This is a genomic window from Paenarthrobacter nitroguajacolicus, from assembly GCF_007786235.1.
Lineage (GTDB): Bacteria > Actinomycetota > Actinomycetes > Actinomycetales > Micrococcaceae > Arthrobacter > Arthrobacter nitroguajacolicus_A.
The window spans coordinates 1-11,502 of sequence record NZ_VNFK01000001.1 but is presented as its reverse complement, the minus strand read 5'-3'; the positions used below and the strand labels follow the sequence as shown (position 1 = coordinate 11,502).

The following is an 11,502-nucleotide window of genomic DNA, read 5'->3' as shown; positions in this document are numbered from 1 at the left end:
AATGATGGGAGGACACCACGCCGCGTCCGGAGCCGCGGCGTGGATAGCTATTGCCTCGACCGGCCCCTACGCCCTGGGCTGGTACCCGCTGGATTCCACGGGAATCCTGATCGGAGCCATGGCGACGGCGGGCACCGCCTTGGTTTGCGACTGGGACCACCGCCACAGCACCATTGCCAATTCCCTGCCGCCGCTGTCCAACGTGATTGCCGTGGGGATCGAGAAAGCAAGCGGAGGGCACCGGCAAGGGACGCACTCGCTGCTCGGGGCCTCGGCATTCGTGGTGCTCGCAGCCATGGCTGCACAATTCCAAATGGTGACGCCCGTGGGGAAACTGTCTGTGGGCGCAGGGCTGTTGTGCATGTTCATGATCAACCTGGCTGCCAAGGCGTTGAACCTTTTCCCAAAGTCCGGCTGGATTACCAACTGGCTCTTCGCAGTGGTAATGGCCGGCCTGGTGACCTGGTTCGCGCCGGATCAGTGGGGATGGTTGCCGCTGTCCATGCTCACTGGAGTGGTGGTTCACATCGTGGGGGACATGATCACCGTAGGCGGAGTGCCGCTTTTGTGGCCCATCGTCATAAAGCCCCCCAAATTCCTTCGCAAATCCTTCATCAGTGGCATTTGGCGGGCAAACGGCGCCTTTTCCATTCCGCTCCTGGGTCGCGCCGGTTCGCGGCGCGAATGGTTGGTCCTTATTCCTGTCAGTGGATATGCCATGGTGGGCATGGGTGTTGCCGCATGGACGTTGGCCCAGCAGCATTGGCCCGGTGTTTTGGCGGCTCTTGGGGGCGTGGTGCAGTTGCCGTGACGCCACGGCAGGCATAGTATTTGACACAGCAAAGTGCGGATCATGTAACGCGATTGGAATAATTCCAGCGGAACAATACAAGTAGTGCTCCGCTGGGAAAACTGCGTACATTCCCACGGAACCAAGAGACCGTGGCCAACTTTTCGAGTATCGACTACTCGTGCCCTTTGTTCGGAACCACACATAGCTTGGACCTCGACGTCAAATTCTTTGACTAAACGGAGGTTCAGATGGATCTGCTCCACCCGCACAGTATTCATACCGGCATCAGGGGGAGTTTTCAGGCACGGCGACATACTGAGTCAATGCGGCGAACGCAGGTTGATCTCGAAGTCGTCATTCCCGCCTACAACGAAGCTGCAAGAATTCCCAGCACACTTGTCCAGACGGCCGATTTCCTTGCACAACAGCCATGGTCGTCACGCATTGTGGTGGTGGATAACTGCAGTGCGGACGAGACCGGGGCCGTAGTCCGCCAAATTTCCCGCAACAAGGGAACCGCTGTTCCGATTTCCGTAGTGGGCTGCTCCCTCCGCGGCAAAGGAGCCGCGGTCCGCCGGGGGTTGCTGAGCGGTTCCTCGAAGTACACAGGCTTTTTCGACGCCGACCTCGCCACACCGCTGAACACCCTGGTGGCGGCCATGGAGCATCTGGAGCAGGGGGCCTCGGCCGTTATTGCCTCGCGCCACGCTCCCGGTTCCACTTTCGTCCAGCCGCAACAACTGGGCCGCCGCGTAGGCGGAACGGCCTTCCGTGTGCTGACGAAATCTAAAGTCAAGGGCATTTTCGATACACAATGCGGTTTCAAATTCTTCGAACGCGACGCCCTCACGGCGGCCATGGTGCAGTGCCGGGCTACGGGCTTTGCCTTCGACGTTGAGCTCCTGCAGCGGCTGCAACACGGCGGTGCCAGGATCATTGAACTCCCGGTTGCCTGGACAGACGGAGCGGCATCGACCTTTCGGCCATTCAAGGACGGAATTTCCAGTTTTGCCTCAGTACTCCAACTCCAAAAGGCGATGCAATGACGGAATCTTTTGTGCCCGGGAACATGCCCGCCCAACTGGCGGGCAAACGGATCCTGGTGCTGAATTGGCGTGACATCAAGCATTCCCAAGCCGGCGGGGCCGAACAGTACATGCACGAAATATCACGCCGCTGGATAGAAAATGGTGCCGAAGTTACATGGTTCACCGGGCGCGAAGAACATCAAGCCGCTGAAGGTGTGGTGGACGGCATTCGGATCATCCGGTCCGGTGGTCCTTTGGCCCTCTACGGCCAGGCCGCCCTTAAGCTGCTGCAGACCCGGAACTGGTTTGACGGGGTGATCGATTGCCAAAATGGGATTCCCTTTTTTGCGCCCCTTTTCCTTCCACGGCAAATGCCGATCATCCAGTTGATCCACCATGTACACCAGGATCAATTCCGCACCAGGTTTTCGGCGCCAATGGCAGCTGTGGGGCGATTTCTTGAAGGCACGGGAGCAAAGGCCGTTTATGGCAACCGGGCCATAGCTGCAGTCTCTCCCTCCACCCGGTTCGAACTTCGCAAGCTGGGTTTCTCCGGTCCCATCCATGTGGTGCCCAACGGAACCATCGAGGTTCCCCACACCGTCGGTCCCCGCGACCCGGAGCCCACCGTCGTCGTCGTCAGCCGTTTGGTGCCGCACAAGCGGCTGGACCTATTGTTGGGCCAGTTCGCTGTAGCTGCCCGCAGCGTCCCCAAACTGCGCCTGGAGATCGTCGGGGACGGCCCGGAACGCCGTCGGCTGCAGCAGCTTGCCATGGACTTAGGGCTCGACGACATCGTGACATTCCACGGATACCAGCCCGACGAGGTTCGCAACAGCCTCTTGAACCGGGCGTGGTTGACGGTCTCCACCTCAGCGTCAGAAGGTTGGGGCTGTTCCGTGATCGAGGCCGCCGCGTGGGGCGTCCCATGCCTGGCCCTTCGGGTCCCGGGTATCCGCGACTCAGTGGTTGATGGCAGCACGGGGTGGCTGGTGGACACCGCCAAGGACTTCGGGACGGCCATGGTGGACGCCCTGAAGACCCTGTCCCGGCAGGACGTGGCACGTGACATTTCTGCGCAATGCCAGGAGTGGGCCCGGTGCTTCACCTGGGACCGCAGCGCAGCCCTCCTTGCGGGGGTCCTCCTTGAGGAGGAAGCCCTCAGGCGCGGCGGTGACGCAAAGGGCATTGCCCGTTCCGACATGTCCACCCTGGTTCACTTCGATTTGCCGGCCGGTGCCAATTTGCAGGCCATCCTGCGGCCAACGGACGAGGTAGCCGAAGACCAAGGGCGTGTGTCGGTGCTGATGAAGGGAAGGGACGAATTCGAAGCCTTCGCTGTCATGAGGCGCATCGGAGTCGTATCGGCAGAGCTGCGGGCCGTGGGTCGCAGCACGCTCCTGGCCGGACCCGGCAGCACGTTCACGCCCGTCGACGCTGTCGATGGACTGTAGCCGCGATTCGGTCGTGGGCGAACACAAGGGGGAACCATGAGCAACACTGTGCGTGAACGCGGGGCAGATTCCAGCGTGGAAGTGAGGGCAGCGGAAGTATCCTCTGAGGCTGGGGGAAAGGTCGCAGAGAACAGCGGCTTCCTGTCCGTGGCCGCCGGGTTGGTAGGCGTGGTCAGCTACGCTTGCTCGTTGCTGATGGCCAACATGCTGGGAACCGCGGACTACACACAGTTCGCGGCCGCGGCGATGCTCCTGGGAGTGGTCGGCATTGTGGCCTCCGCGCTTGTTCCCCTTCCGTTGTCGCATTTCGTGGCCGTCCACCCTGCAGGTTCGGACGGGCGGAGGGATGGAATGGCCTTCTCGGCGTTTGTCTCCTGCCTCGCAGGCATCGCTGCCGCAGCAGTAACCGCGGCCCTGACAATGGCTTTCGCGACGCCGGCCTTGGCCGCCGCCGCAGCGCTGGGCGCGCTGGCTATCTTCCTGGTGGCGGCGCCGTCGGGCTGGCTGCAGGGTGAGCTGCGCTTCAAGTGGTATGCCCTGACAACCATGGGGGAAGTCATCCTTCGGCTGGCTTTCAGCCTCCTGGTGGTCCTTGTCGCGTGGGGCGCAGTGGGGGCGATCCTCGGGTTCGCTCTCGGAGCGCTCGCGCTGGTGGTGGTGCCCTGGTCCTTCTATCGGGATCTACAGTGGCGCCCACATGTTCTGCGGCAAAGGTGGCGGTGGGCCGAGACCGGCGACATCGCCTCAGTCCTGTGCGTGGTCTCAGTCCTCGTGGGCGTTGACGTCGTTATGGTGGCGTTCCTGGACGAAGGGCCCGCCGCGGCAGGCTTCCAGGCCTTGGCCACCATCGCCAAAGGCCCGGTGTACGTAGCTGCGGGGACTGCCTTGGTGGCGTTTCCTTTGCTCCGCCGCCCGGGAGTCAACGTCCGTGCGGTGCTTGGTGCCGCGTTCGCTTCGTTCAGCCAGTTGGCGGTGGTGGCCTTCGCCATCATTGCTACGGCACCCCATGCCTTGGCTGGCGTGATCATTCCTGAGAAGTATCACGGCTCCCTTGAATTGCTGCCGTGGCTTGCGGCCGCCGGATTGGGCTACGCCGTGCTGACGGTCCTTACCACCATCCTGCTCGCCCTGCGGGCGTACCGCCGCTGCCAACTCGGCTTGGCCTGCGCCTGCCTTCTGGTGGTTGCCGGGCTGTGGACAGGATGGCAAGTGAACGCCGTGAGTGGCCTGGCCATCGGATCAGCCGTCGGTGCCGTGGCCGCCGCGACAGTATTGGCCTTCATTTCCTGGCCGGTCCTCTCCGCCGTTGGCCCCGCCAAGGGCGCCGGACGCTCCATGGCCGGTGCAGGCATCCTGCTGTTGGCCATGGCAGTGGCCAGCCAACTCCAACCCATCGTGTGGCTCGCCTTCGCTACGATCGCCGGCCTCGCAGTGCTGGCCCACCAGCGCGGCTTGCTGCCGCGAACGCTGGGTTGGGGGACCTTCCGACGGCGGTTCGAGGCACCTTCCCGGGGTGCCGGACGGCGTTCGAAGGTCCAGGAGCCTCCCTCCAACCTGCTGGTGGCAGCCTTGGTTCGAGTGGTGTCCAGCTCCGCGGCGGCCTTCGTTGCGGTGTCGGCGGCGGCATTCGGTGTCCGGGCTTTCGGCTTGGAGCGCGGTTTCGAATTATGGGTGGATGAGCTGCTGTATGTCCGCCTGGGGGAGTCGCTCACCACGGGCCAGGTGCCCACGTTGCCCGATGGGCCGTTCTTCCTGCACCCACCCGGCTTCTTCCTGCTGGAAGCCGGCACCATCAAGCTCTTTGGCATCTCGGGCGACATCGTCGAGGTGGTGTTGCAGCTCCGCTGGCTCAACGCCGCGCTTGGAGCCATCACTGTTGGCTTGGGATTCCTGTTGGTCAGGAAACTGGCAAGCACGACGGCGGCATGGCTCACCGCTCTGGTCCTCGCCTTTGAGCCCTTTATCCTGCGCAATAACAGCCACGCCTTCCTGGAGACGTCAGCCATGGCTTTCGTGCTCGCCGGCTTCCTCGTCCTGTTGGGTACCCGCCAGGTCCTGATGCGTACCCTGCCGCCGAAGCGAAGGTTGCCTGTTATCCTGCGGCTCGTGGCGGCTGGGCTTCTGTTGGGCTATGCCGTCGTGTGCAAGGACTTCTTCGTCATCTGCACGGTTGGTCCGGTTGCAGTGGCCGTGATTTGGAAGAGGACGCTGCCGTGGCGGCAGGCCGCCGTCGTGCTTCTTGCGTCGGCAGTGCCGTACGCGACGTACTTGGCCGTAGCGGCATCCCAAGCGCATCTCCCGGATTGGATCGAGGCGAAGACCAGCGGCCTGCTGCGTGCGTCGGGCCTGGAAAAGAGCACCGGCTTCACGGCGGAAGGGTCACCCAATATCGTCACCCGGCTGATCGAACAGAGCAGCCACTTCGGTACCAGCTACCTTCTGCTGGCCTTGTGTCCGCTGGCCGGTGCCCTTCTTTGCTTCAGCCATCGCGCGGATCGGCGACTGATCGGTCTGGCTGGCCTCGCCTTGGGTGCCGCAGGTGCTTACAGTGCCGCGTTTGGCACCTTCGAAGAACAATACGGCTACGGCGTGATGATTGCCGGGGTGTTGTGCTCCGTGCTGGTGGTGGTGGAACTGCGGGAGAGATTCGCCAGGGGTCGCACGTTCCTGCTCGTCGCCAGCCTCTGCTTTGTGGTGTTGACCGTGATCCTCGGAGCCCGGACGGCGCTCGCAGTGGACAACGGCTTTGTCCAGGCCAAGGACTGGGTGAAGACCACCCTCCCGGCGGATGCACGGATCAGTGTCACCAACAGCACGGGTGAATTCGCCTTCGCCGATGACCCACGATTCGGCGTATGGCCGTCGGCGCCCCTGATGCAGGAGGCCGGGGCCAATTACATCCTGACGCAATCGCACCCCACCAGTCAGGGGTACGGTTACGCTAACCCTGACATGCTCACCTGGCTAAAGGAGCATGCGATACCTGTTTTCAGTGCGGAGGGGCCCACCAACGGCTCCACAACTGTCTGGTTTGTGCCACCAGCCGAACTCAGCGTGGGGGCGGCCAACGGAACGGGCAGTCCCTCCAAAACGTACGAGACGGAACGGTAGGGCCAGTGAGGATATTGCATCTGGGGTTTGAGGATCCCCGCATGCCCGGAGCGGGCGGGGGATCGGTCAGGACCCACGAAATAAACCGACGCCTGGCAGCCAACGGTTTCGACGTGACAGTGCTGACCACACGGTACCCGGGTTGGCAGGAACGGATCCAGGACGGTGTCCACTACGTGCCGATCGGTTGGGGAGCAGGGACCAACCGGTGGGTGAGGCTCGCCGGGTACGTGGTCCGGTTGCCGTTCGAGGTGCGCAAGCGCCGAGGCGCCGCCGACTTGGTGGTGGAAGACTTCTTCGCCCCGTTCTCCACCATGGCAGCCCCGCTGTGGACCAGGAAACCCACCATCGGCGTGGTTCAGTGGCTGCACGCCCGCGACAAGGCCAGGCAGTATAAACTCCCGCTCCACTGGGTGGAACGGTTCGGAGTCCGGCGTCATCGGCGGACCATCGCCGTGTCCGAGGGAATCAAGGATCAACTGACGGCCATAAACCCCGGCATCCATGTGGACGTCATCGGCAACGGCGTTGACCCCGAGGCCTGGAAACCGGCGCCCCGGCTTGGCCGGAACGTTCTTTGCCTCGGCAGGCTGGAGTTCACCGGCAAGGGACTGGATTTGCTGCTTGCGGCCTGGGCGGAATGCCACCACCGGATTGACGGCAAACTGTTGATTGCAGGGATAGGGCCGGATGAGGCGCGCTTGCGGTCAGCCATTGAGGCCGCCGGGCTCTCCGACTCGGTGAGCCTCCTGGGATGGCTTTCGGGCGAGGCAAAGTTCCAAGCACTGAGCGAGGCAAGGCTGGCGGTGGTTCCCTCGCGGCAGGAAACCTTCGGCCTCGTAGCCATCGAGGCCCTGGCTGTGGGGACGCCAGTGATCGCTTTCGACATCCCCTGTCTGCGCGAGATTGTGCCACCCGGTGCGGGATGGCTGGTTGAAGCGTTCGACGTCGGCCACCTCGCCAACGCGCTCGCGGAGCACTACTCAGGGGTCGGGCTTGGTGCTGGCGAACAGGGTCGAGCGTTTGCCGCCGGATACAACTGGGACCGGTTGGCGGCGTTGCAGGGTGCGGCTTACAGCGCAGCGCTTTCCGAGATCGGTGGGGGCCACCGCGAAACCGCAGTATCCAGCACGCACACAGGAAGGTGATGACACGCTGATGCAGTCCAGACTTGATCGTTCCCTGGCCGGAGATGCGCCATGGCTGTTCCTCTCACCGCACCTCGACGACGCCGTACTTTCCTGCGGCGCACTGATCGAGGCACAGGCCCAAGGGCGCGAGGTGATCGTGGCAACGCTCTTCACGGAAGCTTCGCCAGGACCCCACACACGGGCAGCGACCTCATTCCTCCGCCAGTGCTCGGGCGCCGATGCAGGCAGCTTGTTCGCGGCCCGCCAGGAGGAGGACAACTCCGTGTTGGACCAGATGGGTGTCCAATCCCTCCATCTCGGGCAGGTAGACGCGCTGTTTCGCAGGCGGCGGCCACCCAAGCTGGGAAGCTCGGCGTGGGCCAGGTTGCTGCCCGAGATGACCCACCGCTATCCCACCTACAGGTTCGACATCGCCCTGGGTCGCATCGCCCGTGGGGACCAAGTACTCATCCGGCAACTCCGCACTGACGTGGCTGCGTTGATGGGACTGACGGGGGCGGAGCTGCTGTTCTGCCCTGTGGGTGTGGGTAAGCACGTGGACCACTTGATCACCCGTGAAGCGGGCATGGCCCATCCGGAAAACCTGGTGCTCTACTCCGACTTCCCGTACGACCTGGTGTCTCAACCCGACCAGGCGCGGTTGGCGCGGTTGGGCTATGTCCCATTGAGCTGGGATCAGGGCCTCGAGTCCAAGACTGCCAGAATTCGGCAGTATGGCACCCAGGCGGACGCGCTCTTCCCAACAGGCGACATTCCGGTGAAGGCAGAAACCTATTTCGTCCCCGCTTTTCAGTAGCAGTCGGGCTTCAGCGGCGGGAGCTAGCAGCCTTCCCGGTTATTTGAGACGACGTTGCCCGGAGCCTCGCCGAGCTTCATAGCCCCGCTCTGGCAGACGACGTTGTCCGTCACCGTGATGTTCTTCAGGTCGCCTTGGAAATCCAGCCACGGTCCCGGAGTATCGGTGACGGAGTTGTTCTTCACCACGATGTCGTGAACGGCAGCGTTGCCGTCGTAGTACCCGATTTTCACGCCGTTGGGGGAGCCCCAGAAGCGGTTGGCCTCCACCGAGATGTTGCGGATTTCATGCTTTCCCACCGCCAGCTGCATCGCCGAACCGTGAGATCCGCCGCGGACCTTGTTGTTCTTGTAGGTCACGTCATAGACCGGAGCGCCGATGGTTTGAGCCACGAGGCCGTCGTCGCCGTCGTCTCCTTGGCGTTGGTCAACAGTGTTGCCTTCCACTATGCCGCCGTGTGAGTCGGTGATGTGGATGCCGTCCAATTGGTCGTACTTTCCGCTGCTGGTCACCAAAGTGTCATTGTTGCGGATGCAGAAGTTACTGCTGGCGACCACCGCGATGGAGTAGGTGAAGGGGTTCCGCGTTCGGACATCCTCTACCAAGGCATTGGTGGTGTGGCGGACGTCGATCAGGTATTCGGTGAGGCGCCCAGGAGTGTTGCCGTCCAGCTCCTCACCGCTTTGGTCCGCCGTCAAGTGGGAGATGGTGACATTCTGAGCGCCGTTGGTGGTAATCAGCGGGTGGCCACCGAAGGGGCCCTTGGTCTCCAGGAACTCTGGGCCGGCCTTCAGCACGGTGGCTGCTCCGGTTCCCTTGAGGGCAACGTTGCTCTTGAGCACCAAAGGCCGGCCAAGAGTGAAAGTTCCTGCGGGCAGCTGGACGATACCCCCACCGTCTTTGGAGGCTGAATCGATGAGCTGCTGGAGTGATTTTGACGTGTCCTCCGGGTCCAGGTACTGCTGGGTGGTGAACTCCTTGACCTGTGTGGCCTGGCTCCCGGGAGCCCTGCAATAGTCCGTGGCCACCGGCGTCTCCGCACCCGGATTCGCGGCTACCACAGCAACCCCCAGCCCGGCAGCAGCGAGGGCAAGGACCAGGACCGCAACTTTTGGGCCGGCAGACTTCATGGCACCACCCTATCCTCAGGGGGTTTCCGGCAGGTTAAAGAGGAATGGCCCGGGCAGCAGCCCGGGCCATTCCGAAACAAAGGAGGTTTAGCTTTCGCCAGCGGAATCGGAGCGACCAAGAATGGTCTGCGGGATCCAGAACGCGAGGGCGAAGAGGCCAAGGCACACAGCCATGGGCCACGGGTTGTCCAAGCTCAGGAAGGACAGCGAGTAGATGGCGCCCAGGAAGAGCACAATCATGACCAGGAACAGGACAATGCTTGTAACGAGGTTGTTTTCCCGTTCAATGGGGGCACTTGAAGCGTTCTTGGACATTCATTCCTCCTCGGCCCCGCAGGGCTCAAAATTCTTGGGCTGTTGCGGAAGCCTTAGTAGGCAGATGAACCCTGTTCACCTTTGACGATCGCAATTCCGGAACTCGCGCCGATACGTGTTGCACCAGCAGCAATCATAGCCTGTGCGTCGGCCAGGGAGCGCACTCCGCCGGAGGCCTTGACGCCGAGGTCGGGGCCGACGGTCCTGCGCATCAGGGCAACGTCTTCAACCGTGGCGCCGCCACCGTTGAATCCCGTGGACGTTTTGACGAAATCTGCTCCGGCTTCCACGGCGGCTTCACAGGCTATGACTTTCTGCTCATCCGTCAGCATGGAGGTCTCAATGATGACCTTCAGGATGGCCTCGCCTGCGTGGACTGTCTCGGCCACGGCCCTGATGTCGTCCACCAGCGCACCTTTGTCGCCTGCGCGGCCGGCGGCCATGTTGATCACCATGTCGATCTCGTCGGCGCCATCCAGTACGGCACCACGGGCTTCGAAGGCCTTGACGTCGCTGGGCGTGGCTCCGAGTGGGAAACCGATCACCGAGCAGGTCAGCACTCCCGAACCCTTGAGTGCCTTGGTGACCGTCTTGACCCAGACGGGATTCACGCACACCGACTTGAACTTGTACTCGACAGCCTCGGCACAGACCTTGAGGACATCAGCCTCGCTGGCTTCCGGCTTCAGCAGCGTGTGGTCGATGTAGGAGGCGATGTTTGCAGGGGCGACGGCTTCGTTGCTCATGGGATCCTTCCGTGCAGGGCGTGGCCGGCCCGGTGGCCGCAGGGTTGTCACTGCCCGTCAAAGGACCATCTTGCCACATGCTCTTCGGGTCAGCCGGGGTTGTCCACATAGGCCAAGTAGGGCCTGATGGCGGCTGTTGCTGGCTGGAAGAGTCTGGGTATGGATCGGAATCGGGAAAGGCCAATGGCTACGTCGGCAGTGTCGGAGCGGGGAGCTTCGGTGGACGAAGTCCTAGCCGCGCTGCGCTCCGTTCCCCTGGGTGTGGGCAGTGGTGAGTTGGTGGATCAGGTCCGGGGGTTGGAGGAGTTGAAGTCTGCCATCACTGGGTTGCAGGCCCGGGCTGCGGTGGCTTTTGACTTTGCCCGGCGCGGGGAGCAGGAAGCCACCGGTGTCCCCGCGGCCGAGCGGGGTCAGGGGGTGGGGGCTCAGCTGGCGTTGGCGCGGCGGGAGTCCCCGAACAAGGGTTCCCGTCTGTTGGGGTTGGCGAAGGCGTTGGTGTCGGAGATGCCCCGCACCATGGCGGCCCTGGAATCAGGACAGCTCAATGAGTGGCGGGCCACGCTGCTGGTGAAAGAGACGGCGTGTTTGTCCGTCGAGGACCGGTCCGCGGTGGATGAGGAACTCGCCGCCGATGCCGGGACGTTTGAGGGTGCCGGGGACAAAGCCATCATCGCCGCGGCGAAGGCCGCGGCGTGCCGGCGGGATCCGCGCTCGGTGGCCCAGCGCGCCGCCCACGCCGCGACCGAGCGGACCGTGAGCCTGCGCCCGGCCCCGGATACCATGACCTACCTGACCGCGTTGCTCCCCGCCGCCCAGGGAGTGGCAGCCTACGCCGCCCTGACCCGGGCCGCTGATACTGCCCGTTCCGGTGGTGATTCGCGGGCTGGTGGTGATTCGAGGTCCCGTGGTGATTCGAGGTCCCGGGGCCAGGTCATGGCCGACACCCTCGTCGAACGGATCACCGGTAAGAGTGGCGGG

Annotated in this window: 10 protein-coding genes; 7 read left to right on the top strand and 3 right to left on the bottom strand. The window is 63.2% G+C overall.

Features of this window, described 5'->3' with window-relative positions; all coding sequences use genetic code 11:
• The first annotated feature begins 1 nt into the window (after position 1).
• From FQP90_RS00050 to FQP90_RS00025, 6 genes are all read left to right on the top strand, one after another.
• Complete coding sequence (locus FQP90_RS00050) at positions 2-811, top strand: metal-dependent hydrolase (RefSeq protein WP_144647466.1); 810 nt, start codon at positions 2-4, stop codon at positions 809-811.
• Positions 812-1,116: 305 nt separating this feature from the next.
• Positions 1,117-1,839 (top strand): glycosyltransferase, encoded by a 723-nt coding sequence (locus FQP90_RS00045; protein ID WP_244296399.1) that lies wholly within the window; start codon positions 1,117-1,119, stop codon positions 1,837-1,839.
• A complete protein-coding gene (locus FQP90_RS00040; protein ID WP_144647462.1) occupies positions 1,836-3,275 on the top strand; it encodes a glycosyltransferase family 4 protein in 1,440 nt (479 codons plus the stop codon). The genes FQP90_RS00045 and FQP90_RS00040 overlap by 4 nt, the downstream gene beginning before the upstream one ends.
• Before the next feature lie 36 nt (positions 3,276-3,311).
• Positions 3,312-6,386: an oligosaccharide flippase family protein gene (locus FQP90_RS00035; RefSeq protein ID WP_144647460.1), complete on the top strand. Its 3,075-nt coding sequence runs from the start codon at positions 3,312-3,314 to the stop codon at positions 6,384-6,386.
• Positions 6,387-6,427: 41 nt separating this feature from the next.
• Positions 6,428-7,534, top strand: coding sequence for a glycosyltransferase family 4 protein (locus FQP90_RS00030; protein WP_144647458.1), 1,107 nt, complete (start codon positions 6,428-6,430; stop codon positions 7,532-7,534).
• Positions 7,535-7,544: 10 nt separating this feature from the next.
• A complete protein-coding gene (locus FQP90_RS00025) occupies positions 7,545-8,333 on the top strand; it encodes a PIG-L deacetylase family protein (RefSeq protein WP_144647456.1) in 789 nt (262 codons plus the stop codon).
• A 23-nt stretch (positions 8,334-8,356) separates the two neighbouring features.
• Here FQP90_RS00025 and FQP90_RS00020 read toward each other — a convergent pair whose 3' ends face one another.
• The 3 genes from FQP90_RS00020 to deoC all read right to left on the bottom strand — a co-directional run bounded on the left by FQP90_RS00020 (position 8,357) and on the right by deoC (position 10,524).
• Positions 8,357-9,463, bottom strand: a complete 1,107-nt coding sequence (locus FQP90_RS00020; protein WP_144647454.1) for a right-handed parallel beta-helix repeat-containing protein — start codon at positions 9,461-9,463, stop codon at positions 8,357-8,359.
• 87 nt (positions 9,464-9,550) lie between these two features.
• On the bottom strand, positions 9,551-9,778 hold the full coding sequence (locus FQP90_RS00015; protein ID WP_144647452.1) for a hypothetical protein: 228 nt from the start codon (positions 9,776-9,778) through the stop codon (positions 9,551-9,553).
• Between the two features lie 53 nt (positions 9,779-9,831).
• Positions 9,832-10,524, bottom strand: coding sequence for a deoxyribose-phosphate aldolase (gene deoC / locus FQP90_RS00010; protein WP_144647450.1), 693 nt, complete (start codon positions 10,522-10,524; stop codon positions 9,832-9,834).
• 183 nt (positions 10,525-10,707) lie between these two features.
• On the opposite strand from deoC, the gene FQP90_RS00005 reads away from it, so the two are divergent.
• Positions 10,708-11,502 (top strand): DUF222 domain-containing protein (locus tag FQP90_RS00005; RefSeq protein ID WP_208759894.1); only part of this gene is annotated, 795 nt, incomplete at its 3' end.

What these genes read in the sequence shown, in the direction of transcription:
- FQP90_RS00050 (WP_144647466.1), top strand. Translation starts at nt 2, where the DNA reads ATGATGGGAGGACACCACGCCGCGTCCGGAGCCGCGGCGTGGATAGCT.
- FQP90_RS00045 (WP_244296399.1), top strand. Translation starts at nt 1,117, where the DNA reads ATGCGGCGAACGCAGGTTGATCTCGAAGTCGTCATTCCCGCCTACAAC.
- FQP90_RS00040 (WP_144647462.1), top strand. Translation starts at nt 1,836, where the DNA reads ATGACGGAATCTTTTGTGCCCGGGAACATGCCCGCCCAACTGGCGGGC.
- FQP90_RS00035 (WP_144647460.1), top strand. Translation starts at nt 3,312, where the DNA reads ATGAGCAACACTGTGCGTGAACGCGGGGCAGATTCCAGCGTGGAAGTG.
- FQP90_RS00030 (WP_144647458.1), top strand. Translation starts at nt 6,428, where the DNA reads ATGCCCGGAGCGGGCGGGGGATCGGTCAGGACCCACGAAATAAACCGA.
- FQP90_RS00025 (WP_144647456.1), top strand. Translation starts at nt 7,545, where the DNA reads ATGCAGTCCAGACTTGATCGTTCCCTGGCCGGAGATGCGCCATGGCTG.
- FQP90_RS00020 (WP_144647454.1), bottom strand. Translation starts at nt 9,463, where the DNA reads ATGAAGTCTGCCGGCCCAAAAGTTGCGGTCCTGGTCCTTGCCCTCGCT.
- FQP90_RS00015 (WP_144647452.1), bottom strand. Translation starts at nt 9,778, where the DNA reads ATGTCCAAGAACGCTTCAAGTGCCCCCATTGAACGGGAAAACAACCTC.
- deoC (WP_144647450.1), bottom strand. Translation starts at nt 10,524, where the DNA reads ATGAGCAACGAAGCCGTCGCCCCTGCAAACATCGCCTCCTACATCGAC.